Annotated in this window: 25 protein-coding genes; 13 read left to right on the top strand and 12 right to left on the bottom strand. The window is 69.3% G+C overall.

Annotation, left to right across the window (positions count from 1 at the left end):
- Nucleotides 1-29 precede the first annotated feature (29 nt).
- The 3 genes from P3F85_RS06985 to P3F85_RS06975 all read right to left on the bottom strand — a co-directional run bounded on the left by P3F85_RS06985 (nucleotide 30) and on the right by P3F85_RS06975 (nucleotide 3,507).
- On the bottom strand, nucleotides 30-866 hold the full coding sequence (locus P3F85_RS06985; RefSeq protein ID WP_374010517.1) for an AMP nucleosidase: 837 nt from the start codon (nucleotides 864-866) through the stop codon (nucleotides 30-32).
- A gap of 60 nt (nucleotides 867-926) precedes the next feature.
- Nucleotides 927-1,667, bottom strand: a complete 741-nt coding sequence (locus tag P3F85_RS06980) for a VIT family protein (protein WP_374010516.1) — start codon at nucleotides 1,665-1,667, stop codon at nucleotides 927-929.
- A gap of 64 nt (nucleotides 1,668-1,731) precedes the next feature.
- Nucleotides 1,732-3,507, bottom strand: a complete 1,776-nt coding sequence (locus P3F85_RS06975; RefSeq protein ID WP_374010890.1) for a DEAD/DEAH box helicase — start codon at nucleotides 3,505-3,507, stop codon at nucleotides 1,732-1,734.
- Nucleotides 3,508-3,640: 133 nt separating this feature from the next.
- Here P3F85_RS06975 and P3F85_RS06970 point away from each other — a divergent pair, with 133 nt between their 5' ends.
- Complete coding sequence (locus P3F85_RS06970; protein ID WP_374010515.1) at nucleotides 3,641-4,429, top strand: SGNH/GDSL hydrolase family protein; 789 nt, start codon at nucleotides 3,641-3,643, stop codon at nucleotides 4,427-4,429.
- Between the two features lie 3 nt (nucleotides 4,430-4,432).
- Here the strand turns inward: P3F85_RS06970 and P3F85_RS06965 are convergent, their stop codons facing one another.
- Together P3F85_RS06965 and P3F85_RS06960 are read right to left on the bottom strand one after the other, a co-directional pair.
- Entirely contained in the window at nucleotides 4,433-5,689 is a 1,257-nt protein-coding gene (locus tag P3F85_RS06965) for a D-alanyl-D-alanine carboxypeptidase family protein (protein WP_374010514.1), read from the bottom strand.
- A gap of 20 nt (nucleotides 5,690-5,709) precedes the next feature.
- Complete coding sequence (locus P3F85_RS06960) at nucleotides 5,710-6,534, bottom strand: TrmH family RNA methyltransferase (protein WP_374010513.1); 825 nt, start codon at nucleotides 6,532-6,534, stop codon at nucleotides 5,710-5,712.
- A 77-nt stretch (nucleotides 6,535-6,611) separates the two neighbouring features.
- On the opposite strand from P3F85_RS06960, the gene P3F85_RS06955 reads away from it, so the two are divergent.
- Nucleotides 6,612-7,457 (top strand): Sir2 family NAD-dependent protein deacetylase, encoded by an 846-nt coding sequence (locus P3F85_RS06955; RefSeq protein WP_374010889.1) that lies wholly within the window; start codon nucleotides 6,612-6,614, stop codon nucleotides 7,455-7,457.
- A 55-nt stretch (nucleotides 7,458-7,512) separates the two neighbouring features.
- The gene (locus P3F85_RS06950) at nucleotides 7,513-8,112 is read left to right on the top strand and encodes a histidine phosphatase family protein (protein WP_374010512.1); all 600 of its coding nucleotides are present in this window, start codon (nucleotides 7,513-7,515) and stop codon (nucleotides 8,110-8,112) included.
- 246 nt (nucleotides 8,113-8,358) lie between these two features.
- Here the strand turns inward: P3F85_RS06950 and P3F85_RS06945 are convergent, their stop codons facing one another.
- On the bottom strand, nucleotides 8,359-9,480 hold the full coding sequence (locus P3F85_RS06945) for a glycosyltransferase family 4 protein (RefSeq protein ID WP_374010511.1): 1,122 nt from the start codon (nucleotides 9,478-9,480) through the stop codon (nucleotides 8,359-8,361).
- Nucleotides 9,477-10,403 carry an alpha/beta fold hydrolase gene (locus P3F85_RS06940; RefSeq protein ID WP_374010510.1) on the bottom strand — a complete coding sequence of 309 codons (927 nt, stop codon included), beginning with the start codon at nucleotides 10,401-10,403 and terminating at the stop codon, nucleotides 9,477-9,479. Before P3F85_RS06940 ends, P3F85_RS06945 begins: the two co-directional genes overlap by 4 nt.
- Before the next feature lie 141 nt (nucleotides 10,404-10,544).
- Here P3F85_RS06940 and treS point away from each other — a divergent pair, with 141 nt between their 5' ends.
- From treS to P3F85_RS06920, 4 genes are all read left to right on the top strand, one after another.
- Nucleotides 10,545-12,254, top strand: a complete 1,710-nt coding sequence (gene treS / locus P3F85_RS06935) for a maltose alpha-D-glucosyltransferase (RefSeq protein WP_374010509.1) — start codon at nucleotides 10,545-10,547, stop codon at nucleotides 12,252-12,254.
- A gap of 114 nt (nucleotides 12,255-12,368) precedes the next feature.
- On the top strand, nucleotides 12,369-13,055 hold the full coding sequence (locus tag P3F85_RS06930; protein ID WP_374010508.1) for a 3'-5' exonuclease: 687 nt from the start codon (nucleotides 12,369-12,371) through the stop codon (nucleotides 13,053-13,055).
- 123 nt (nucleotides 13,056-13,178) lie between these two features.
- Entirely contained in the window at nucleotides 13,179-13,502 is a 324-nt protein-coding gene (locus P3F85_RS06925) for a DUF4190 domain-containing protein (RefSeq protein WP_374010507.1), read from the top strand.
- A 326-nt stretch (nucleotides 13,503-13,828) separates the two neighbouring features.
- Entirely contained in the window at nucleotides 13,829-14,746 is a 918-nt protein-coding gene (locus P3F85_RS06920; protein ID WP_374010506.1) for a hypothetical protein, read from the top strand.
- A gap of 272 nt (nucleotides 14,747-15,018) precedes the next feature.
- On the opposite strand, the gene P3F85_RS06915 is transcribed toward P3F85_RS06920, so the two are convergent.
- From P3F85_RS06915 to glgA, 3 genes are all read right to left on the bottom strand, one after another.
- Complete coding sequence (locus P3F85_RS06915; RefSeq protein WP_018191113.1) at nucleotides 15,019-15,270, bottom strand: type B 50S ribosomal protein L31; 252 nt, start codon at nucleotides 15,268-15,270, stop codon at nucleotides 15,019-15,021.
- 120 nt (nucleotides 15,271-15,390) lie between these two features.
- Nucleotides 15,391-16,185: an ABC transporter ATP-binding protein gene (locus P3F85_RS06910; RefSeq protein ID WP_374010505.1), complete on the bottom strand. Its 795-nt coding sequence runs from the start codon at nucleotides 16,183-16,185 to the stop codon at nucleotides 15,391-15,393.
- A 30-nt stretch (nucleotides 16,186-16,215) separates the two neighbouring features.
- A complete protein-coding gene (glgA, locus tag P3F85_RS06905; RefSeq protein ID WP_374010504.1) occupies nucleotides 16,216-17,406 on the bottom strand; it encodes a glycogen synthase in 1,191 nt (396 codons plus the stop codon).
- A 47-nt stretch (nucleotides 17,407-17,453) separates the two neighbouring features.
- Between glgA and P3F85_RS06900 the strand changes: the two genes are divergently transcribed.
- Nucleotides 17,454-18,698 carry a glucose-1-phosphate adenylyltransferase gene (locus P3F85_RS06900; RefSeq protein ID WP_374010503.1) on the top strand — a complete coding sequence of 415 codons (1,245 nt, stop codon included), beginning with the start codon at nucleotides 17,454-17,456 and terminating at the stop codon, nucleotides 18,696-18,698.
- Nucleotides 18,695-19,369 (top strand): phosphoserine phosphatase SerB, encoded by a 675-nt coding sequence (serB, locus tag P3F85_RS06895; RefSeq protein WP_374010502.1) that lies wholly within the window; start codon nucleotides 18,695-18,697, stop codon nucleotides 19,367-19,369. Before P3F85_RS06900 ends, serB begins: the two co-directional genes overlap by 4 nt.
- A gap of 3 nt (nucleotides 19,370-19,372) precedes the next feature.
- Here the strand turns inward: serB and fabG are convergent, their stop codons facing one another.
- Nucleotides 19,373-20,083, bottom strand: a complete 711-nt coding sequence (gene fabG / locus P3F85_RS06890; RefSeq protein ID WP_374010501.1) for a 3-oxoacyl-ACP reductase FabG — start codon at nucleotides 20,081-20,083, stop codon at nucleotides 19,373-19,375.
- A 90-nt stretch (nucleotides 20,084-20,173) separates the two neighbouring features.
- On the opposite strand from fabG, the gene P3F85_RS06885 reads away from it, so the two are divergent.
- From P3F85_RS06885 to P3F85_RS06870, 4 genes are all read left to right on the top strand, one after another.
- Nucleotides 20,174-20,482 carry a DUF3099 domain-containing protein gene (locus P3F85_RS06885; RefSeq protein WP_374010500.1) on the top strand — a complete coding sequence of 103 codons (309 nt, stop codon included), beginning with the start codon at nucleotides 20,174-20,176 and terminating at the stop codon, nucleotides 20,480-20,482.
- 5 nt (nucleotides 20,483-20,487) lie between these two features.
- On the top strand, nucleotides 20,488-20,712 hold the full coding sequence (locus tag P3F85_RS06880) for a hypothetical protein (RefSeq protein ID WP_374010499.1): 225 nt from the start codon (nucleotides 20,488-20,490) through the stop codon (nucleotides 20,710-20,712).
- Nucleotides 20,709-21,572 (top strand): SURF1 family protein, encoded by an 864-nt coding sequence (locus tag P3F85_RS06875; RefSeq protein WP_374010498.1) that lies wholly within the window; start codon nucleotides 20,709-20,711, stop codon nucleotides 21,570-21,572. Before P3F85_RS06880 ends, P3F85_RS06875 begins: the two co-directional genes overlap by 4 nt.
- 193 nt (nucleotides 21,573-21,765) lie before the next feature.
- On the top strand, nucleotides 21,766-22,695 hold the full coding sequence (locus P3F85_RS06870; RefSeq protein WP_374010497.1) for a patatin-like phospholipase family protein: 930 nt from the start codon (nucleotides 21,766-21,768) through the stop codon (nucleotides 22,693-22,695).
- An 80-nt stretch (nucleotides 22,696-22,775) separates the two neighbouring features.
- Here the strand turns inward: P3F85_RS06870 and P3F85_RS06865 are convergent, their stop codons facing one another.
- The gene (locus P3F85_RS06865) at nucleotides 22,776-24,374 is read right to left on the bottom strand and encodes an ABC-F family ATP-binding cassette domain-containing protein (protein WP_374010496.1); all 1,599 of its coding nucleotides are present in this window, start codon (nucleotides 24,372-24,374) and stop codon (nucleotides 22,776-22,778) included.
- Nucleotides 24,375-24,447: the final 73 nt, after the last annotated feature.

Here is a 24,447-nt window from a genome sequence, read left to right as displayed (position 1 = left end):
TGGGACATTCGTGACGAATCGCGCCGGGCTCAGTCGTCCTCGAAGCGCAGGTGGCGCACGCTGCGGCCGTTGCGGCGCACCAGCCGCAGCGACTCCACCCCGATCCGGATGTGCTGCTCCACGAAGTCGCGCGTCACCCCGAGGTCGCTGGCCGCCGTCTTCACGCCCTCCGGCGTCATCGGCTGATCCGACACGAGCAGCAGCGCACCGCTCGGGATGCGGTTCGCGAACCCGGCCGCGAACACCGTCGCCGTCTCCATGTCCACCGCCATGCACCGGGTGCGGCGCAGGTACTCCTTGAACGTCTCGTCGTGCTCCCACACCCGCCGGTTCGTCGTGTAGACCGTGCCCGTCCAGTAGTCCTGCTTGACGTCGCGAATAGTGGATGAGACGGCGCGCTGAAGCTGGAACGCCGGCAGCGCGGGCACCTCCGGCGGCAGGTAGTCGTTCGACGTGCCCTCGCCCCGGATCGCCGCGATCGGGAGCACGAGGTCGCCGAGCTGGCTCTTGCGCTTTACCCCGCCGCACTTGCCCAGGAACAGCGCCGCCTTCGGCGTCACCGCCGAGAGCAGGTCCATGATCGTGGCAGCGTTGGGGCTCCCCATCCCGAAGTCGACCATCGTGATCCCGTCGGCGGTCGCGTTCGGCATCGACCGGTCGCGCCCACGCACCTCGGCGCCGTACCACTCCGCGAAGCGTTCCACGTAGTCGCCGAAGTTGGTGAGCAGGATGTGGTCCCCGAACTCCTCCAGCGGTGTCCCGGTGTAGCGGGGCAGCCAGTCGCGGACAATGGCCGCCTTGTCGCGGAGCGCCGTCTGCGGCACAGCGCCCGAGGCCGTGTCCACCGTGTTCTCCGCATCCACCATGTCCCGCATCCTTCCGCAGCGACCGCGCCGCCGCTGCCGGCCGCCGCCGGCGCTTGTGTTCTAGCCCGCGACCGTCGTCCCGAGCAGGGAGCCGATCGCGAACGTCGCCGCCAGCGCCAGCGCACCGCCCACCACTACTCGTACCATGGCACGGCCCCGCGTGCTGCCCCCGATCCAGGCGGCGACGTAGCCGGTGATCGCGAGGGCCACCAGCACGGCGACGAAGGTGACCGGGATCCGGACCTGCGGCGGCAGCAGGATGGTGAGCATCGGCAGCACCGCACCGCACGTGAACGCGACGGCCGAGGCCAGCGCGGCGTGCCACGGGCTGACCACGTCGTCCTGATCGATGCCGAGTTCTGCCGAGAGGTGAGCGGCCAGCGCGTCGTGCTCGGTGAGCTCGACGGCGACCTGCCGGGCGGTCGCGGGCGACAGCCCGCGCGCCTCGTACAGTCCGGTCAGCTCGTCGAGCTCCTCCTCCGGCATCTCGGCCAGCTCCCGACGCTCCTTGGCGATGAGGGCCCGCTCGCTGTCGCGCTGGCTGCTCACCGAGACGTACTCGCCCAGCGCCATCGAGATCGCACCGCCGACGAGGGCGGCGAGCCCGGCGGTGACGATGGCCGGGACGGTGCTGGTCGCGCCTGCGACACCGACCACGACCGCTGCGACGGACACGATGCCGTCGTTCGCGCCGAGCACACCGGCACGCAGCCAGTTCAGCCGCTGCGCCAGTCCACCCTTGTGCGGTTCGTCCGCATGCTGCTCCGGCACCCGGTCCGCACTTCCCGTCGTCTCGCTCATGGGCCCAGCCTAGGAAGCCCGGCGACCTCCCGCCAGGAAGGTTCGCCGACCCTAATGTCGGTGCTCAGTGGGCGTTCAGCCGTTTCCGCAGGAAGTCGATGCGCGCCTGGAGCTGGGTCACGCTGGCCTGGGCGACCGCCGGTCCCCCGCATACGCGGCGCAGCTCGGCGTGGATGAGTCCGTGCGCCTCCCCCGATTTCTTCGAGTACAGCCCGACCAGGCTGTTGAGCAGCTGCCGTTGCTCCTTCAGCGTGCGGTGCAGCGGGGCAGGCGCATGCCCGTCCGCGGTCGCCGGGCGCGACGAGTGGCGGCGTGCCTGACGCTGCTGCCGCTGCAGGAGCAGTTCGTGCACTTGGTCGGGCTCCAGGATGCCGGGCAGGCCGATGAAGTCGAGCTCCTCATCCGTCCCGGGCACCGCGAACCCTCCGAACTCCTTGCCGTCGTACAGGACGCGGTCGAAGTTGGCCTCCGATCCGAGCGCTTCGAACGCGAACTCCTCGGTCAGCGCCTCCGATGCCCGCTCCTCGCGGTTCGCGTCGGCGACCATCGCGTCCTCGGGGTTCCACAGGTCGCCCTCGGCGTTCTCGTCGGTCACACGGTCGAGGGCGTGGTCCCGCTGCAGCTCCATCGCGTTCGCGAGCGCCATCAGCGCCGGGACGTTCGGCAGGAACACCGAAGCCGTCTCACCGCGCCGCCGGGCGCGTACGAAGCGGCCGATCGCCTGCGCGAAGAACAGTGGGGTGGATGCACTGGTCGCGTACACCCCGACGGCGAGCCGTGGCACGTCGACGCCCTCGGACACCATGCGCACCGCGACCATCCACCGCGAGTCGCTCTTCGCGAAGGCCTCGATCCGGTCGCTGGCCTCCTTCTCGTCCGAGAGCACGACCGTGACGGGCTCCCCGCTGAGCTGGTGCAGCAGGTCCGCGTACGCGCGGGCCGTGTAGTGGTCGGTCGCGATCACCAGGCCGCCGGCGTCGGGGATGGAGTTGCGCACCTCGGTGAGACGCCGGTCGGCCGCAGCCAGCACCGCCGGGATCCACTCGCCGCGCGGGTCGAGCGCGGTCCGCCACGCCTGCGCGGTGATGTCCTTGGTGTTCCCCTCGCCGAGCCGAGCCTCCATCTCGTCGCCCGTCTTGGTGCGCCAGCGCATGTGGCCGGCGTAGACCATGAAGATGACGGGACGCACGACGCCGTCCTCGAGAGCCCGACCGTAGCCGTAGTTGTAGTCGGTCAGCGAGGTCCGGATGCCCTGCTGGTCGGGCAGGTAGGTCACGAACGGGATGGGCGCGGTGTCCGACCGGAAGGGCGTCCCGGTCAGCGAGAGCCGTCGTGTCGCCCGCTCGAAGGAATCGCGGATGGCATCGCCCCAGCTGAGCGCATCGCCGCCGTGGTGCACCTCGTCGAGGATGACCAGGGTTTTGTGCGCCTCGGTGATGTCCTTGTGCAGGGAGGGGCGCATCGCGACCTGCGCGTATGTGACCGCGGCCCCGCGGTAGTGGCGGGCGTAGCGTCCGTCGGAGTTCTTGAAGTCGGGGTCGAGGTGCAGGCCGACGCGGGCCGCGGCTTCGGCCCACTGCCGCTTCAGGTGCTCGGTCGGGGCGACCACCGTGACCCGCTCGACCACGCGTCGCGACAGCAACTCGGTCGCGAGGCGGAGGGCGAACGTGGTCTTGCCCGCGCCCGGCGTCGCAGCGGCCAGGAAGTCGCGCGGCTCGTGGACGAAGTAGGCGTCGAGCGCCTCGGCCTGCCAGGCGCGGAGCTTGCCGGCGGTACCCCACGCGGCGCGCTCGGGGAACGACGGCGACAGGTGCTCCGCCGCGAAGCTTCCGGCGTGCACGCCGGGACGCCCGGCCTCGAGGTCACCCGGTTCGGGCCCTTCGGCCTCGTCCGGCTCGGGTATTGCTGTCGTCTCCACTTGGATCAAATCTACCCGAGCGCACCGACACCGCCGTCCGATGCACAATGGAACAATGGCCGAAGTTCAGCATCCCTGGTCCCGCTACGTCGCCATCGGCGACTCCTTCACGGAGGGCATCGGCGACCCGGAGCCGCGCAGCCCCGGCGGTCATCGCGGCTGGGCCGACCGCGTGGCGGAGGTCCTCAGCAGCCGGACCGACGACTTCGCCTACGCGAACCTCGCCGTGCGCGGCAAGCTGATCAAGCAGATCCTCGACGAGCAGGTGGATGCGGCGGTCGCCTTGCGCCCCGACCTGATCACGATCTCCGCCGGCGGCAACGACGTGATCCGCCCCGGCACCGACCCCGACGCGATCGCGCAGCTCTTCGACGAGGCGGTCGCGCGGCTGAGCGTCGACGGCGCCACCATCGTGGTCTTCACGGGTGTGGATGTGGGGTTCTCGCCGGTCTTCCGGGGTATCCGCGGCAAAGTCGCGATCTACAACGAGAACGTCCGCGCCGTTGCGTCCCGCTACGACTGCATCGTGGCCGACCTCTGGGCGCTCACGGGCATCCAGGATCAGCGGATGTGGGCGCCCGACCGGCTGCACCTCGCGCCGCTCGGTCACCACACCGTCGCGCGCATGGTGCTCGACGCGCTCAACGTCGAGAACGACCTCCAGCCGCTGGAGCCCGAGCCCCTTCCGCCGCGCACCTGGCGCCGCGCGCGCGCCGAGGACCTCTCGTGGGCGCGCGAGTACCTGGTGCCGTGGGTGCTCCGCCGCATCCGGCACCAGTCGTCCGGCGATCACGTCAGTGCGAAGCGGCCCGACGCCGGCCCGTTCCTGCTGGGCCGCGACTGACGGTCAGGTGCCGAAGCCGCCCGGATGGGCGAGGCGCCAGCCGAAGCCGGGGTCGGGCACGTCCTTCGCCAGCGCGAGCGGCACCGTCTCCGTCTTGCCGTTCAGCGTGAAGGTGCCCTGGCCGAGGATGTCGCCGGTGAACCCGGAGGAGAGCGGACGCGTCTGCAGATCCACCTGGATGGGCGTGTCCGACCACACCAGGAACGTCTTGGTCTCGGTCGCGATCAGCTTCGAGGCGGCGCCCCAGGCGGTCGTGTAGGTGCCGAACGCCTGCCCCTTCGTGACCGGCGTGACCTCGTGGAAGCCGCCCTTCATGCTCGTGAGCAGCGCCTGAACGCCGGCCCACAGGTCGTCGTGGGTCGGGGCGCCGAGAACAACCCCCAGCACCCGGACCTTCGTCGACCCGACCGGGACCTCGGCCGAGAACAGGAGGCAGTTTCCGGCCTGGTCGGTGTTGCCGGTCTTGATTCCGTCCATGCCCTCGAACCCGAGGAGGGTGTTCGTGTTCTCCTGCGCGCCCGCGCCCGGCAGGGTCGCGTTCTTCTGCGACACGATCGACGACAGCGCCGGGGAGGCGAGCACCAGCTTGCCGATCCCGATCAGGTCCTTCGTCGTGCTGACGTTGCCCGGATCGAGTCCGTCCGGCGTCACGATCTTCGTGCCGGTGAAGCCCTTTGCGGCCAGCCAGTCGTTCGCCGCCTTCACGAACGCGTCGCTGGAGCCGTACGCCCAGTTCACCAGCGAGATCGCGTAGTTGTTGGCGGACGGCAGCAGCATCGCCTCCAGCGCCTGCTTCTCGGTCAGCGAGGTCCCCGCGACCACCGGTGCCCAGGAGCCGCCCTCGGCGATCACCTGGTTCCAGATGCTCACGTCCTTCTGGGTGAAGGCGATGCTCGGGCCCTGGTCGTCGCCGTTCAGCGGTTTCTTCTCCAGCACCAGCAGGGCCGTGATCGTCTTGGTGATGCTCGCGATCGGGACACTGGCCTCGCTCCCGTGCGACGCCGACGCCCCGGGATAGTCGGGCGCGACGATCGCAGCAGAGCCGTACCCGGGCCACGCCAGCTGCACGGCGGGCTGCGTCAGGGTCTTGTCGTGCGCGGTGACGGCCGCCGTCGCCGGAACCGGCGCGACGAGCGAACCCACCACGTAGACGAAGGCGAGGAGGATGGCGGCCACCAGCCCGAAGACGACGGTGCGCCGACGGCGGTACACCTTCCGCGAAACACGGCGCGGAAGAGGACTGACGACTTGCTGGGGCACGATCGGGATTTTACCGGGGGCTACCGATGCGACCGCTGAGAACGCGCGCGCAGAGCCCACAATGCGACGGCGGACGCGGACGCGACGTTGAGCGAGTCCACCCCGTGCAGCATCGGGATGGTGACGACGGTGTCCGCCGCCGCCAGCGCCCGCCGGCTCAGCCCGTCCCCTTCCGCACCGAACACCAGGGCGACACGCTCGGGCGGATCGGCCGCGTACGCGTCGAGGGTGACGGCGTCGTCGGCGAGGGCCAGCGCGGCGATGTCGAAGCCCGCGTCGTGCAGCAGCGGCACCGCCGCATCCCACTCGGGCAGGCGCGTCCACGGCACCTGGAGCACGGTGCCCATGCTCACGCGGACGCTGCGGCGGTACAGCGGGTCGGCGCAGCGCGGGGTGACCAGCACCGCATCGGCGCCGAGCCCGGCGACCGCGCGGAAGATCGCCCCGACATTGGTGTGGTCGACGATGTCCTCGAGCACGACGACGCGCCGCGCGTCCCGCAGCAGGTCGGCGGGATCGGGCAGCTCCGGGCGGTGCATCGCGGCCAGCGCGCCGCGGTGCAGGTGGTAGCCGGTCAGGCGTTCGAGCACGGCGGCGTCCCCGACGAACACGGGCACGTCCGGGTAACGCTCCAGCAGCGGCTCCACATCGGGGAGCCACTGCTCCTGCAGCAGGACGGAGCGCGGCCGGTGCCCCGCTGCCAGCGCCCGGGTGATGACCTTCGTGGACTCCGCGATGTACAGACCTCCTGCGGGCTCGGTCACCCGGCGGAGCGCGACGTCGGTCAGGCGCGAGTAGTCGGAGAGGCCGCCGGCCTCCAGATCGTCGATGCGGTGCAGGAGCATGGCATCCACATTGCCAGGCCCGCGAAACAAATCGGAAAACTGCGGTGTTTAGACTCGAAGAGGATCTGGAGGTGGATGTGACCACGCTGACGACCGCGCTGCCAGCGGAACTCGCGCGCGGGATCGACCAGACCGTCGACCTGCTGACCGGCCGCCGGTTCGCCGTGCTCACCGGTGCGGGCGTGTCCACCGACTCCGGAATCCCGGACTACCGGGGCGAAGGCGCGCCGAAGCGCACGCCGATGACGTTCCAGCAGTTCCTCGCCGACGACACGTACCGCAAGCGGTACTGGGCGGGCAGCCACCTCGGCTACCGCCGGTTCGCCGCCGCGCATCCCAACGACGGGCACCGTGCGCTCGTGCAGCTGGAGGCGTCCGGTGCCGCGAACGGGGTCATCACCCAGAACGTTGACGGCCTGCACAAGCAGGCCGGGTCTCGCCGGGTCGTCGACCTCCACGGGGCGATGGATCGGGTGCTCTGCCTGGTCTGCGGCCAGATCTTCGCGCGCGAGGCCATCACCGCCCGCATCGACGCCGCCAACCCGTGGCTCGACACGGAGGGCGCGGTCGAGATCGCTCCGGACGGCGACGCGATCGTCACCGACATCGACGCGTTCGTCGTGCCGGACTGTACCGTCTGCGGCGGCCACCTGAAGCCCGACGTCGTGTTCTTCGGCGAGTTCGTGCCCGCCGAGAAGTACCGCGAGGCGAGCGCGCTGGTGCGGTCGGCCGACGCGCTGATCATCGCAGGGTCGTCGCTGGCGGTCAACTCCGGCATCCGTCTCCTCGAGGAGGCCCGGCGCCGGCGCCTCCCCATCGTCATCATCAACCGCGGCCAGACCAAGGGAGACGGCCGGGCGACCGTTAAGCTGGATGGCGGGACGACGGAGACACTGATCGAACTGGCCAAGCGGCTGGGGTAGCCGGCCGTCACGCCGACGAAACCGGAGCACCGCGTCCCGCAGCGAAAGGACGCGCGTGACCTTCATCTCCCTCGTTCGGCACGGACAGACCGACTGGAACCTGGCCAAGCGCATTCAGGGATCCAGCGACATCCCGCTGAACGACACGGGACGTGAGCAGGCGGAGACCGCGGGCCGCGCCCTGTCGGGCGGACGTTTCGACGCGATCTACAGCAGTCCGCTCTCCCGGGCGGTCGAGACGGCGCGCATCATCGCGGGGCACGTCGGCCTCGACGACCCGGAGCCGCTGGCGGCGCTCGCCGAGCGGAACTACGGCGAGGCCGAGGGCATGACCGGCGCGCAGATCCTGGCCCGCTGGCCGGAGGGGACGCCCGTGCCCGGTCGCGAGTCGCGGGAGGAGGTCGTCGCGCGCGCCCTCCCCGCGCTCCGGGAGCTCGGCGAGCAGCATCCGGGCGAGAACGTGATCGTGGTGAGCCACGGCGGCGTCATCTCCTCGCTGGTGCGGCACGTCACCGACCACGCGCTGCCCGGGCCGGGCGAGCTCATCCCGAACGGCTCGGTGCACCGCTTCAGCTACGAGGACGGCGAGCTGACCCTGGACCGCTTCAACCTCGGCCCGGAGGACCGCGACCTCTTCACCGCCTCCGTCATGTGAGCCCGCGCGCCACCATCCATGGGACGCAACACGCCGTTAAGCCGTGGCGTTTACGGCGTGTCGCGACCCATGGATCCGCGGGGCCCGGCCACGTAGTTGACACGACACGCCGTGCCGCCGGTCCGCGCGACGGCGTGTCGCGTCAACCAGACCGCGACGGACGCAGCTGCCGGCGACGGCGGCACGAGCAGCGGCCCGTCGGTCCCCACCATCCATGGGACGCAACACGCCGTTAAGCCGCGGCGTTTACGGCGTGTTGCGCCCCCTGGATGAGCGGCGGCGGGAGCGGCGGGAGGAGCGGGTGGCGGTCGCAGTGAGTACCGCGAGCAGGCGGGCGGCGGACGCATCCCACGTGTAGTGCTCGGCCTGCGCGCGGCCGGCGGCCGAACGCTCGGCCCACACGCCGTCCTGCTCCAGCTGCCGCACGCGCGTCGCGACCTCCTCGGCGGAGTCCGGCGAGAAGTACAGCGCCGCCTCCCCGCCGATCTCGCGGAAGATGGGGATGTCGCTGGCGAGCACCGGCGTCCCGAGCGTCATGGCCTCCAGCAGCGGGATGCCGAACCCTTCGTCGTGCGACGCGGAGGCGAACGCGGTCGCCGCTGCGAGCGTCTCCGCATACTCCTCGTCGCTCGCGCCGTTGTGGAACACCAGCCGCGCATCCGGTGCCAGCTCCGTCAGCCGCCGCTGCTCCGTCTCCGTCACCCGGCTCATCAGGTGGAGGGTGTAGTCGGGGAGCAACGACGCGGCCCGCACCAGCGTGTCCACGTTCTTGTACGGCATGAACGAGCCCATGTAGACGAGGCTCTTCGTCTCCGGCGCGGTGCGCTCCGCACGCCCTGGCGCAAGTGCGGGCAGGTCCGCGGCGTTCGGAACGACGGACACCGGCCGCTTGGTCAGCCGGTGCTCGGCGATGAGCCCCTTCGTGGTCTCCGAGACGGTCACGACCGCGTCGGAGCGGTTGAGCAGCATCCGCTGCGGCCACCAGGCCAGGTGGTAGAGCCGCCAGAGCCCGCGGACGAACGCCGGAAGGTCGCGCGGCGGCGTCGGGTGCCGGTAGTAGATGAGGTCGTGCACCGTGAGCACGAGACGGTAGCGGCGACCGAAGCCGCCCATGGTCTGCATGGGCGTGAAGACGATGTCCGGGTTCAGCTTGTTGACGGTGCGGGCCACCCAGGGCTCCCCCACCGCGGTGGGCGACGGGATGAGCTCCCACGGCAGATCGGGCAGCAGTTCCAGCTGGCGGTGGTCGCTGATGAGCATCGTGACCGGGTGGAGCTTCGCGAGCGCGGTCACGAGTCCCGCGGTGTAGCGGCTGATGCCGTCGTGGCGCCCGATGCGCGTGTACCGGCAGTCGAAGAGCACCCTCACGCGTCGGCTCCGTCGGCTCCATCGGCCAGAAAGCGGCGGATCGCGTCGGCGGCGCTCACCGGCGTCTCGTAGTGGATGAGGTGGCCGACATCCGGGATCACCACGAGCTCCGCATCCGGGAACAGCGTCTGCAGCCGGTACTCGGCCGCGATCGGCGTGATGTCGTCCTTCTCCGCAGCGACCAGCAGGGTCCGCTCCGGGATGCGCGCCGCGTATTCGCTGACGTCGTGCGACACGGACGCGCGGAACGCTTCGAGCACGACGGTGCGATCGCTGAACGCCGAGAAGAAGCGGTCGTGCTGGTCGTGGATCCAGCGGCGGAGCGACGCATCCCGCGTCTTCGCCATCGCCATGCTCATGACCCGCACGATCACGCGATTGCGCAGCAGCGCGAAGCCGAGCCGCTCGGGCAGCACCGCCGCGAGCCAGTAGTAGAAGATCGCGAGCCGCGTGAAGATGCCGCGCGGCCCCTCCAGCGCCGGCTGACCGATCGGGTTCACAAGCACGACGGCGTCCGGCCGTGAGCCGGTGCCGGAGCGCGTGGCCAGCGATCCCGCGACCACAATGGACCCGAAGGAGTGCCCGAGCAGGACGACCCGGCCTCCCGGCGGCAGCGCCAGGCCCGCGACGAACTCCCCCAGCCAGCGGCCGTAGCCGTCGATGTCGTGGGGCGCCTCCGTCATCGGCGTCGAGTCTCCGAAACCCGGCAGATCGGGCGAGACCATCCGTACGCCGTCGAGCTGGGCCACCACCGGCTCCAGCCCGTGGTGGTCGCCACGGAAGCCGTGGACGAGCACTAGGGTGGTCGCCGCATCCGGATCGCCGTAGTCCCAGTACCGAGTGGTGGATCCGAGGATGCTCAGGGCACCCTCGCGCACGGGCATCCGCTCCAGGGCGGTGGCGTAAGGCGAGGTGACAGACATCGCCAGACAGTCTAGGCGGCGCGCCCGGAACGGGACTGGACAGCCCACGGGCCCGACGCCCTAGACTCGGCTCAGTGCAATCGCTTGCACCTCGCGCCCGCGTCCCATCCCCCGCTCTACGCTGCCGCCCCAAGGAGAACCGTGAGTTTCACTGCGCCCATCACGCTGCCCGGTCTCGCCCTCGACCGGCAGTGGTACCGCCGCTCGGTCTTCTACGAGGTGATGGTGCGTTCGTTCGTCGACAGCAACGGCGACGGGTCGGGCGATATCGCCGGACTCACGTCCAAGCTCGACTACCTGCAGTGGCTCGGGATCGACGCCCTCTGGCTGCCCCCGTTCTTCCAATCGCCGCTGCGCGACGGCGGCTACGACGTCTCCGACTTCACGGCGATCCTGCCCGAGTTCGGCACGATCGACGAGTTCCGCGAACTCGTCACCAAGGCGCACGAGCGCAACATGCGCATCATCATCGACCTGCCGATCAACCACACCTCCGACCAGCACGAGTGGTTCCAGCAGTCGCGCTCCGACCCGGAGGGGCCGTACGGCGACTTCTACGTCTGGAACGACACGGACGACAAGTGGCCGGACATCCGCGTCATCTTCGTCGACACCGAAGACTCCAACTGGGCCTTCGACGAAGCGCGCCGCCAGTTCTACTTCCACCGGTTCTTCTCGCACCAGCCCGACCTCAACTTCGAGAACCCGGCCGTGCACGAGGCGATGTACGAGATGATCAAGTTCTGGCTGGACCTCGGCGTCGACGGGTTCCGGCTGGACGCGATCCCCTACCTCTACGAGTCCGACGAGGGCAACGGCGAAGGCGAGCCGAAGACCCACGAGTTCATCATCAAGCTGCGCGAGTGGGTCGATCGGGAGTACCCCGGACGCATCATGATCGCCGAGGCCAACCAGTGGCCCCGCGAGGTCGCGGCCTTCTTCGGCAGCGAGGAGGAGCCGGAGTGCCATATGGCCTTCGACTTCCCCGTCATGCCGCGCATCTTCTACGCGCTGCGGTCGCAGCAGGCCGGCGAACTGGTCCGCGTGCTCTCCGAGACCACCGACGTGCCCGAAGGCTCCGCCTGGGGTGTGTTCCTGCGCAACCACGACGAGCTGACGCTCGAGATGGTGAGCGAGGAGTACCGGCAGGCGATGTACGGCTGGTACGCGTACGACCCGCGGATGCGCGCCAACATCGGCATCCGGCGGCGGCTCGCTCCCCTGCTCGACAACTCCCGCGCCGAACTCGAACTCGCCCACGCCCTGCTCTTCTCGCTGCCGGGCAGCCCGTTCCTCTACTACGGCGACGAGATCGGGATGGGCGACAACATCTGGCTGCCGGACCGCGACAGCTCGCGCACGCCGATGCAGTGGACCCCCGACCGCAATGCGGGGTTCTCGAGCGCCGACCCGGGAAAGCTCTACCTCCCGGTCGTCCAGTCGCTGGTGTTCCACTACAACCAGGTGAACGTGGAGGCGCAGCTCGCGCAGTCCCGCTCGCTGCTGCACTGGATCCGGAACGTCATCCACGTGCGTAAGGCGCACCCGGTGTTCGGGCTCGGCGACATCCGCGTGCTGCCGACCGACCACGAGTCGGTGCTCGCGTTCGTGCGCACCTACGCCGGCAGCGGGACGCACTTCGGCGACCAGCCCGAGGACGTGCTGTGCGTCTTCTCGTTCGCGCACAATCCCGTGTCGGTCACGCTCGAGGCGCCGGAGCTCGCCGGTCGCGCGCTGTACGACCTCTTCGGCGGGGCGGAGTTCCCGACAATCGCCGAGGACGGCCGCTTCACCCTCACCCTCGGCACCCAGAACTTCTACTGGCTGCACATCGAGCCCCGCCGCTCCTGACCTCGCGCCCGCCGAGTTGCGACATCATGTCGCAACCCGGTCGGGATTCGCGCAGGTACTCACCACTCGGCGTGCCTCCGCGGGCGTGACGGTGGTCGTGTTTAGCGTGGGGGCATGAGCACGTGGCACCACCGTCTCGGAGTCTTCGATCTGGAGACCACGGGCATCGACGTCGAATCGGCCAGGATCGTCACCGCCCACGTGGGCCTCCTCGACGAGACCGGCGAAGTGCTGCACCGCCGCGACTGGCTAGTTGACCCCGGGGTCGAGATCCCGGCCGAGGCGACGGCCATCCACGGCATCTCGACCGAGCAGGCGCGTGAGCTCGGCATGGATCCCGCCCGCGCGGTGGCCGCGATCGTCGCGCAGCTGCGCAGCCTGTTCGACCGTGGCATCCCGGTGGTCGCCTACAACGCTCCCTACGACTTCACGCTGCTCGACCGGGAGGCGCGCCGCCACGACGTCGCCCCACTGGTCTCCCCCGGCCCGGTCATCGACCCGCTGGTCATCGACAAGGCCGTGGACAAGTTCCGGCGCGGCAAGCGCACCCTGACCGTCACGGCCACGCACTACGGCGTGAACCTGATCGCCGCGCACGATGCCGGAGCGGATGCGATCGCCGCCGGCCGTGTCGCCCAGGCGCTCGCGCGCATCCACGCCGACGCCCTCGCCGTGGAAGCGGCCGAGCTGCACCTGCGCCAGGTGGACTGGTGCCGGGAGCAGGCCGCGGACTTCCAGGAGTACATGCGGCGCGAGCGCGACCCGCAGTTCACGACCTCCGGGGACTGGCCCCTCCGCTGACCCGCGCGGGGGCGGCCGTCGTCGACGCTTATCCCTCCACCTTGGGGCTACTCGGACACCTGGGGGCTACTCGGACACCTGGGGGCTACTCGGACGTCGGCCCCCACCGCTACCCTCTGCGGTATGAGCGATCCGAACCTTAACCCGCAGCCCCTGCCACCGCAGCAGCAGCCTCAATACGCCCAGCCGTACGGCGCCCCGGCGCAGCCCGGCTGGAATGTGATGGCGATCGTCGCGTTCATCGCGAGCTTCTTCATCAGCATCCTCGGCATCATCCTCGGCTTCATCGCCCTCTCGCAGATCAAACGAACCGGCGAGCAGGGCCGTGGACTCGCCCTGGCGGCCATCATCATCGGCTTCGTCGCCCTGCTCCTCGGAATCATCGTCACGATCATCGTGGTCGTGGCGGCCGCGAACGCCGGACTCAACTACCAGACGACGTACTGACCCGTCCCGCCTGCCCGGCTTTCTACGTCTGCTAACGAAGGAGATCGGCTGCCGAATTTCCGTCGATTGGCAGGATTGACGGAGATTCGGCCGACAGACGTTCGAATCTCCTGCGATACGCAGTCGGCCAGGAACGACGAAGGCCCCCGTCCAGTGGATGGGGGCCTTCGTGTTGGGGCCAGCAGGGCATCAAGTTCGCGGGTAGAAGGGCGATACTGAGTCATTTCGGCCCGACGCCGTATCTCGTTCACATGGTCATTGCCGACGCAGAGTATGCGTCGCTATCTTCTTGGCAGTACCGACCACCAACGAACGGATGCAGATCGATGGTCAGCGAGAGTGGTTGCGACTTGGTCTATCACTACACCTCCATTGAAGGCTTCAAGGGGATCCTTCAATGCAACTTCATCCGCGCGACTGACTATCGGTACCTCAACGATGCGTCCGAACTTAGGCTCGGCGCCGCTGCCCTCGGCGCGGCTCTGCGAACTGCCGCCTCTCAAGTCCGGCCTCTGCCGCGTGAACCCGAAGACCTGGCCAACTACGACGATCCGGACTACCGACGGGAGATTCTGGAAAACGCCGCCGCGGCAGTCGATGTCCGGTCCTCACCGCAGGCGGGGCCTTATATAGCCTGCTTCAGCGAAGATGGCGACTTGCTGGGGCAATGGCGTGGTTACAAGGCGTCTTACTCAATTGGATTTGACCGCAAAGAGTTGGAGTCGCTAGCCGCGCTCCCTACCGACAATTATGCGGGCCATCAGCCGGCGCGGCTTCACTTCGCCAAAGTCCGGTACGGCGAAGAGTGGATCCCCGAAATGGTTGAGCGCACAGTGGGTACGGTGGCGCCTCCACCCATTCCAGGGATGGCAAGAGGCAGACAATTCGAGGGCTTAGCAGTTGCAATTGCCGGACTTGCCTCGATCAAGCATCGCGGGTTCGCTGACGAAAGAGAGTGGCGAGCGATCGCATCTGGGGGACTCGCGCCAAGCCACTCGGGGACCTTTTCTCGTGGCTCGGAGGTTGTGCCATACGCCAAGTTGCAGTTCGAGTCGCCGGATATCGCAGACGGAACAGCAAGCGGGAACACATCAGCCCTGACTCGAGTGCTCAAAAGGGTGATCGTGAAACCAGGGGATGTCCAAGAGCAGGAAAGATTGCTGGCAGAAGCGCGGAGCGTGCTTCAAGGTCTTTCGCTGAATGATGTCGAAGTCACGACATCCTGCATCCCGTTCCGCGAGTAGGGGATGGTAATGGTGGCTCACCGAAGGTTGTGTTTTCTAAGTCTGACCTGAAGCGGGTGACCACGATTCCCAGCCCGGAGGACGCAGAGTGTCGCCATTCAGACCGCGACCCCCGCCCAGTGAACGGAGCCGAAGGAGACCGCATGCCGAATCTCCTTCGATTGGCAGTGTTGAAGGAGATTCGGCCGCGAAAGGTGCGAATCTCCTTCCGTACGGCCGGAACGACGAAGGCCCCCGTCCAGTGGACGGGGGCCTTCGTGCGGCAGGTGTGGTTACTTGCCGAAGCTCTTGTAGCGCGAATTGAACTTCTCGACGCGGCCGGCCGAGTCCATGATGCGCTGCTTGCCCGTGTAGAACGGGTGCGACTCGGACGAGATCTCGACGTCGATCACCGGGTAGGTGTTGCCGTCTTCCCACTCGATGGTCTTGTCGCTCGAGACGGTGGAGCGGGTGAGGAACGTCGCACCCGAGGCCAGGTCGCGGAAAACCACCGGGGCGTAGTCGGGGTGGATGCCAGTCTTCATCAGGACTTCCTTGTTGCGTGTCGTGTTCGGTCGTGTCCGCGCCGGTCGGCGTGAGGACGGAAAGCTTTCGGCCCGACGGGGCCAGCTATCGAGTTTAGCAGATGGCCGGGCGGCCCGCGGTCATTCGCCCGACGTGGCGCGAGCGGTGTACCGGCCGTCGGTCTCGCTGAGTTCGACCTCGATGCCGAAGGTCGTGCTCAGGTTCTCGGACGTCAGCACGTCCTCGATGGGCCCGTGCGCGGCGATCCTGCCCTCCGCGAGCAGGAGCGCGCGGTTGAAGCCCTGGGGGATCTCCTCCACGTGGTGCGTCACCATGACGATGGCGGGCGACTTCGGGTCGCTGGCGTAGCCGCCGAGCAGCTTGACCAGCTCCTCACGCCCGCCGAGATCGAGGCTCGCCGCGGGCTCGTCCAGCAGCAGGATCTCGGGGTCGGTCATGACCGAGCGTGCGATCTGCACGCGCTTCTGCTCGCCGTCGGAGAGGCTGCCGAAGGTGCGGTCCGCGAGGTGGTCGAGGTGCCACTCGGCGAGCACCCGGCGCGCGCGGCGCTCGTCGATCTCCTCGTACAGCTCGTTCCAGCGGCCGGTCACCGCGTAGGCGGCGGTCATCACGACATCGAGGACGCGCTCGTTGCGCGGGATGCGCCGGGCCAGCGCGCTGGACGCGAAACCGAGCAGCGGCCGCAACTCGGCCAGATCGGTGTGGCCCACCGATTCACCGAGAACCACGGCCTCGCCCGAGCTGGGGTGGAGCGCGGCTGCGGCGATCTGCAGCAGCGTCGTCTTCCCGGCGCCGTTCCGGCCCAGGATGACCCACCGCTCATCCGGCTCGACCGTCCAGTCGATTCCCTGGAGGACGGGGTTGCCGTCCCGGACAACGGACACGTCGGAAAGTCGGATAACGCTGTCGGCCATGTCGTCCAGCCTACCTGCGCCCGGCAGCCATCAGTGACGATTGGCCAGTGAGCGGTACACGTCTCTGGTCTGCTCGGCGATGGTCGTCCAGCTGAAGGAGTTCTCGGCGCGCTCGCGCCCCACACGGCCCATCTCGGCGGCTCGCTCGGGGTCGCTCACGACCTCGATGAGGGCCTCCGCCAGGTCCTCCACGAAGCGCTCCGGGTCGGTCGGCGTGCCCGTGCCGTCCTGGAGCTGCTGGATGGGCACGAGCCGGCCGGTCACGCCGTCCACGATGACCTCGGGGATGCCGCCGGTCGCCGTTCCGACCACCGGAAGCCCGCAGGCCATCGCCTCCAGGTTCACGATGCCGAGCGGCTCGTAGATGGACGGGCAGACGAAGACGGTGGATGCCGTGAGCGCGATCCGCAGCTCGTCGTTCGGGAGGAGGCGGTCGATCCACACGACGCCGTCGCGCTCGGTCTGGAGCTGCTCCACCAGGCCCGTGACCTCGGCGAGGATCTCGGGGGTGTCGGGGGCGCCCGCGCACAGGATGATCTGCACCTCGGGAGGCAGCCGGCGCACCGCGCGCAGCAGGTACGGCAGGCCCTTCTGGCGGGTGATGCGACCGACGAAGATGACGGCGGGACGCTCCGGGTCGATCCCGAGCGCGCGAGCCCGCTCGTCGTCGCGCAGCGGCTGCCAGCGCTCCAGGTCGATGCCGTTGTAGATGGTGACGACCTTGGTCGGGTCGAGCGCCGGGTACGAGGCCAGGATGTCGCGCCGCATCCCCTCGCTCACCGCGATCACGGTGTCGGCGGACTCGAAGGCGGTCTTCTCGATCCAGCTGGACACGCGGTAGCCGCCGCCCAGCTGCTCGGCCTTCCACGGGCGCAACGGCTCCAGGCTGTGGGCGGTGACGACATGGGGGACGCCGTGCAGCAGCTTCGCCAGGTGACCGCCGCCGTTCGCATACCAGGTGTGCGAATGGACGACATCCGCTCCCCCGCAGTCCTGCGCCATCTGCAGGTCGACGCCCAGCGTGGCGAGGGCTCCGTTGGCGTCGGCGAGCTCCGCCGGAACGCGGTACGACGCGGTGTCCGGCTCGTCGCGCGGCTCGCCGAACGCGCGCACGATCACCTCGGTGTCGGCACGGAGAGCCCGCACCAGCTCGGTCACGTGCACCCCGGCTCCGCCATAGATGTCCGGTGGGTACTCCCGAGTGAGCAGGTCGACGCGCATGACCGAAACGCTAGTACAGGGATCACTTCGCCTCTACTGTTATGGACATGGCACCAGGCAAGAAGATCTTCGGCATCGTCCTCGCGGGCGGAGAGGGCAAGCGGCTGATGCCGTTGACGGCGGACCGGGCGAAGCCCGCCGTCCCGTTCGGCGGGCAGTACCGCCTCATCGACTTCGCCCTCTCGAATCTGATCAACTCGCAGCTGCGCCAGATCGTCGTGCTGACCCAGTACAAGTCGCACAGCCTCGACCGGCACGTCTCCCAGACCTGGCGCCTCGACGGAATCACGAACTCGTACATCGCCTCGGTGCCCGCGCAGCAGCGGCTCGGCAAGCGGTGGTTCAGCGGGTCGGCGGACGCCATCCTGCAGAGCCTCAACCTGCTCCGGGACGAGAAGCCGGACATCGTCGTCGTCGTCGGCGCGGACCACGTCTACCGGATGGACTTCGGCCAGATGATCCAGGCGCACATCGACTCCGGGGCACCCGCCACCGTGGCCGCGATCCGGCAGCCGATCGGGCTCGCCGACCAGTTCGGCGTCATCGAGGTGGAGGCCGACCGCCCGTCGCGCATCGCGGCATTCCGCGAGAAGCCCACCGACCCGATCGGCCTCCCCGACTCCCCGAACGAGGTGCTCGCCTCCATGGGCAACTACGTGTTCGACGCCGACGCGCTCATCGACGCGGTGGTGCGGGACGGCGACCGGCCGGACTCCAACCACGACATGGGCGGCGACATCATCCCCGACTTCGTCGCGCGGAACGAGGCGGCGGTCTACGACTTCAGCAACAACGACGTCCCGGGATCGACGGATCGCGACCGCTACTACTGGCGGGATGTGGGGACGATCGACTCGTTCTTCGAGGCCCACCAGGACCTCATCTCGGCGCTCCCGGTCTTCAACCTCTACAACAACCGCTGGCCGATCTTCAGCCAGGTCGTCAACTCGCCGCCCGCGAAGATCGTGCGGGACGGCCGCGGCGCGCTCGGCACGACCATCGACTCCATCGTGTCGCTCGGCTCGGTCATCTCGGGCGCGCACCTCGAGCGCAGCGTGCTCGGGCCGTGGGCCAAGGTCGACTCCGGAGCCAAGGTGATCGACTCGGTCGTCTTCGAGCGCGCCATCATCGAGCCGAATGCGTTCGTCGGCCGCGCCATCCTGGACAAGGATGTGGTGGTCGCCGAGGGTGCTCAGATCGGCGTCGACCCGGATCGAGACCGCGCCCGCGGCTTCACCGTCACGGAGTCCGGCATCACCGTCGTCGGCAAGGGTGTGCACGTCGTTCCATGAGCGGCTCGCCCGATAGCACGTCGACCTCCGGTGCGGCGTCCGTCCTCGTCGTGCTCGACGCCGACTCCACGCTGCTTCAGGACGAGGTCATCGAGCTTCTCGCCGAAGAGGCCGGCTCGCGCACCGAGGTCGCCGAGATCACCGAGCGCGCGATGCGCGGGGAGCTCGACTTCGAGCGGAGCCTGCGCGAGCGGGTCCGCACGCTGCGGGGGCTCCCGGCGTCGGTGTTCCAGCATGTCGGCGAACGCATCCGGGTGACGGATGGTGTGCCGGAGCTCGTGACGGGCGTCCAGGCGGCCGGCGGCGTCGTCGGTGTCGTGTCCGGCGGCTTCCACGAACTGCTGGACCCCATCGGCGAGCGGCTGGGGCTCGATCACTGGCGCGCGAACCGTCTGGTGGTACGGGATGGGCGGCTCACCGGCGAGGTCGACGGTCCGGTGATCGACGCGGCCGCCAAGGCGCAGGCGCTGCTGTTCTGGGCGGCCGCCGCGGGCGTGCATCTGCGGCAGACGGTCGCCATCGGAGACGGGGCGAACGACCTCCGCATGATGGCGGAGGCCGGCCTCGCTGTCGCCTTCAACGCCAAGCCGAAGGTCCGCGCCGAGGCCGACCTGGTCATCGACCGCCCCGACCTCTCCCAGGTGCTCCCCCTCCTCGGCCTCCGCGGCTGAGCGTCAGTGGCCCATCCCGAGGCCGCCGTCGACCGGGATGACCGCACCCGAGATGTAGCCGGCGTCGTCGCCCGCGATCCACGTGACGACCTTCGCGACCTCGGTCGGGGACGCGAAACGGCCGGCCGGGATGCTCTTCTTGTACTCGGCCTGCTGCGCCTCGGGAAGCGCGGCCGTCATGTCGGTCTCGATGAAGCCGGGCGCGACGACGTTCGCCGTGATCCCGCGGGCGCCGAGCTCCCGCGTGATCGACCGGGCCATGCCGACGAGGCCTGCCTTGGATGCGGCGTAATTGACCTGGCCGGCGCCGCCGAACAGGCCGACGACGCTCGAGATCAGGACGATGCGGCCGAACCGCGCCTTCAGCATCCCCTTGTTCGCGCGCTTCACGACGCGGAACGCACCGCCGAGATTCGTCTCGATCACCGAGTCGAACTCCTCGTCGGTCATCCGCATGAGGAGGGTGTCCTTGGTGATGCCCGCGTTGGCGACCACGACCTCCACCGGGCCGAGCTTCTCCTCCACCTCGACGAATGCGGCGTCGACGGAGGCGGCGTCGGTCACGTCCGCACGGACCGTGAGCGAGCCCTCCGGGCCCTCGCCGGAACGCGCGGTGACCGCGACGCGGTGCCCCTGGGCGACGAACTCCTCGGCGATGGCGAAGCCGATCCCCCGGTTGCCTCCGGTGACGAGGACGGTGCGTGGCGTGGTCATGCGCTTCCCTTCAGGAAATACTGTTTTCTTCGGATTCGACCCACGCGGGGTCACGGCCAAGTTTATGGACGTACGCTGGACTCAACGCACATGAAGAAGCCCTCAGCACCGTCGATCACGAGTCTCCCCCTCTCCCCCGATGAGGAGCGACGGCACCGGATGATCAAGTATTCGGTGGCCATGGGCGTCCGCGTGCTCTGCCTGATCCTCGCGGTCATCGTGCCGGGATGGTGGGCCGCCGTCCCCCTCGTCGCCGCCGTCTTCCTGCCCTACTTCGCCGTGGTGATCGCCAACGTCTCCGTGGAGCAGGGCCGGACCGACGTCCAGCGTCCAGGCGGTATCGTTCCTCTGACGCCTCCACCCGCGAGGCCACGTGAGGACGACCGGGAGGGCCAGTGATCGGGATGGGCGAGCCCGCGCCGCTGACCTGTTCGCGCGCCGGCTGCCGGGAGACCGCGTCGTGGCGCATCGAGTGGCGCAACCCCCGCATCCACTCGGAGGACCGCGTCAAGGTGTGGCTGGCGTGCGACGAGCACGTGGAGTTCCTCCGTGAGTTCCTGGCGGCGCGCGACTTCCCGCTCCGCGTCGTATCCGCGGACGCTCCGGACAACGCGAGGACGATCGCGTGACCGCATCCAGACCCTCGGGCTGGCGGTTCGCTTTCTCGCGCCGCTGGCTGGGCTACCTCGCCTTCGCGATCGCGTTCGCCATCGCCTGCGGCTTCCTCTCCAACTGGCAGCTCGCTCGCAGCAAGGAAGCTGCGGCGGCGAACGCCCTGGTGACCGCCAACTTCGACTCGAAGCCCGCGCCGCTGACCGACGAACTGGCGACGCTCGGCTCGTACGCACCCACGCAGGAGTGGAAGCGCGTGACGGTGACCGGGACGTACGAGCGCGATCAGCAGCTGCTGGCCCGCAACCGTCCGTTCAACGGAAACCCCGGCTTCGAAGTACTCACCCCGCTCCGCACGGCCGACGGTTCCCTGTTCATCGTGGACCGTGGATGGGTCCCCACCGGAAGCACGACGGACGCACCGGACCACGTCCCGGCAGCACCCGCGGGCACGGTGACCGTGGTCGCGCGGCTCAAGGGCAGCGAGCCGGCCATCCCCGGACGCTCCGCCACCGGCGATCAGGTGGGAACCATCCAACTCTCCGTCGTGAAGCAGAAGCTGGGCGGCGCCGACGTCTACACCGGCGCGTACGGACTCCTCGACACCGAGGACCCCGCGCCCGCCACCGCCCCGACGCCGACCGTCACTGCTCCCCCGACGCAGGATGAGGGACTGCACTGGTCGTACATGATTCAGTGGATCATCTTCGCGCTGATCGGCTTCTTCGGTCTCGCCTATGCGCTGGTCACGGAGTATCGCAAGCTCAACTCGGACGACCCCGCCGAGAAAGCGCGCGCGGCCGAGCGGGAGCGCCGTCGCCGCGCCAAGCGGACGGACGCCGACGTCGAGGACGAGCTGCTCGACGTCTCGCGCTGACAGCCCGAGTGCGCGGCCACGGCAGCGCGGGCGGCGTCGGCGTGCTAGTGTTCAGCCGATCGTGTTCGACCGGCAGGAGGTGAGACCCATGTTCCCAGCATCACCAGTGGGCGCTCCCCTGCAGTCCACGATCGCGCGACTGAAGTAGTCGCCACCGGGAGCGCCCGAACGCATCGCGCGAAAGGCGACTCCCATGAACACACCTTCTTCACCCCTGCACTCCCCCATTCCCGCATCCCCTCGGGATCGTGCGCTCGTCCTCGGCGGCGGCGGCTCCACCGGCAACGCCTGGCTGATCGGCGTCGTCGCCGGTCTGTACGAAGCCGGAGTGGATGTGACGGCTCCCGATCTCACGATCGGCACCTCCGCCGGCTCCACCGCGGCCGCCGGTATCGCCGACGCGACCCCGGCGGATCTGTACGCCGCGGCGCTGACGCTGCCCAGCCGGGCGCAGACCGCGCCCGCGGCGAGCGGGGCGAGCCAGCGCGGCGCCGCACCCGTGGTGAACCACCTCGAGCGGCTGACCTCGCTGATAGCCGCGTCCACGGACGCAGCCGACTATCGTCGTCGGCTGTGCGCCTCAGCGCTCGAGCTGGATGCCGCGTCCGACGGCTCGTGGTCGGAGCGGTGGCGCTCCACCGTCGCTGCCCGGCTGCCCCGCCAGGAGTGGCCCGACCGGCGGATCCAGATCACCGCGGTCGACGCCCGCACCAGCGAGCCGGTCGTGTTCGACCGGGACAGCGGCGTCGGCCTGGCGGACGCGATCGCGGCGAGTTGCTCCAGCGGGCTGCCGTACCGGATCGGGGACGAGCGCTACCTGGACGGCGGGTTCCGCGCGAACGCGGAGAACGCCGACCTGGCGGCCGGCTACGCCCGCGTGCTCGTGATGTCGCCGTTCGGGGGCCGCTCGCTGACCCCGGCGGCGTGGGGCACCGACCTCGCGGCGCAGGTCGCCGGTCTGCGCGCCTCCGGCAGCCACGTGGAGACCGTCGTCCCGGATGAGGACTCCGAGCACCTGTTCGGCCCGAACGGCATGGACATCACCCTGCGCCCTGCCGCCGCCCGCGCCGGCTACGCCCAGGCCGCATCCCTCGCCGCGCGCCTGTCGCCCTCCTGGACCTGACCGACCCGTAGCCCGCGAGCACAGGGAAATTGTTGCCCAGAGCCACTCTCGGCAACATTTTTCCTGTGCTCGGCGGCTGGCTAGGCGAGGGAGATGAGGTCGAGGTAGTCGCGGTTCCAGTGGTCCTCGACGCCGTCGGGGAGGATGAGGACGCGCTCGGGGTTCAGGGCCTCTACCGCTCCCTCGTCGTGGCTGACCAGGACGACCGCGCCCTCGTAGTGCGCCAGCGCATCCAGGATCTCTTCCCGGCTGGCCGGGTCGAGGTTGTTCGTGGGCTCGTCGAGCAGCAGGACGTTCGCCCCCGAGACGACGATCATCGCCAGCGCGAGCCGCGTCTTCTCTCCACCGGACAGGACGCCGGCCGGCTTGTGCGCGTCGTCCCCCGTGAACAGGAAGGAGCCCAGCACCTTCCGGGCCTCCATCTCGGTGAGCGACGGGGACGACGACACCATGTTCTGCAGCACCGAGCGCTCGACGTCGATCGTCTCGTGCTCCTGCGCGTAGTAGCCGATCCGGAGGCCGTGACCGGGTTCCACCTGGCCGGTGTCGGGCCGGTCGACTCCCGCGAGCATCCGGAGCAGCGTGGTCTTGCCCGCGCCGTTCAGGCCGAGCACGACGACCTTCGATCCACGGTCGATGGCGATGTCGACGGCCGTGAAGATCTCCAGCGAGCCGTAGCTCTTGGAGAGGTCGCTCGCCTGCAGCGGGGTGCGGCCGCACGGCGCCGGCGTGGGGAAGCGCAGCTTCGCCACCCGGTCGGCCTGGCGCACGTCGTCCAGCCCGGCCAGCAGCTTCTCGGCCCGCGCCACCATCTGGTGAGCCGCGGCCGCCTTGCTCGCTTTGGCGCCGAAGCGTGCCGCCTGGAGCTGGAGTGCTCCCGCCTTCTTCTCGGCGTTCGCGCGCTCCTTCTTGCGGCGCTCCTCGTCGGCCGCCCGCTGGCGCTGGTAGTGCTTCCAGCCCATGTTGTAGACGTCGATCGCCTGCCGGTTCGCGTCCAGGTAGAACACCCGGTTGACCGTCTCGCCCACGAGCTCGACATCGTGTGAGATCACGATGAAGCCGCCGGTGTAGTTCTTGAGGAACTCGCGGAGCCAGATCACCGAGTCGGCGTCGAGGTGGTTGGTGGGCTCGTCGAGGATCATGGTGCGCGCATCCGAGAACAGGATGCGCGCCAGCTCGATGCGACGGCGCTGGCCGCCCGACAGCGTCTTCAGGGGCTGGTCGAGGATGCGGTCAGGCAGGTTGAGGTTCGAGGCGATGGATGCCGCTTCGGCCTCGGCCGCGTAACCGCCGAGCAGGTGGAACCGCTCCTCCAGCCGGCCGTAGGTCTTCATCGCGGCTTCGGAGACGGCGGTATCGCTGCTCGCCATGTCGTGGGTCGCCTGCTGCATCCCGAGCACGATGGAGCCGAGCCCGCGGGCGTCCAGGATGCGCGTACGCGCCAAGTCGTCGAGGTTGCCGGAGCGCGGGTCCTGCGGCAGGTAGCCGAGCTCGCCCGAGCGGTCGACGGTTCCCGCGTTCGGCAGGAGGTCGCCGGCGAGCACCTTGGTGAGCGTCGTCTTCCCGGCGCCGTTGCGCCCGACGAGGCCGATCTTGTCGCCGTCGGCGACGCGGAAGCTCACGTCCTCCATGAGGAGGCGCGCGCCGACGCGCAGTTCGAGGCCGTGGACGGCAAGCACTAGTAGTCCGTTCGTTCAGAAGCCATCCGCTCCTCGATCAATCCGGCGACGCGCCGAGCGCGCGCAGATTAAT

It is taken from the genome of Leifsonia sp. T36S-04, from assembly GCF_042465655.1.
In the GTDB taxonomy this organism is placed as follows: Bacteria; Actinomycetota; Actinomycetes; order Actinomycetales; family Microbacteriaceae; genus Leifsonia.
The sequence above is the reverse complement of the archived record's forward strand: the minus strand, read 5'-3'. Positions and strand labels throughout refer to the sequence as shown.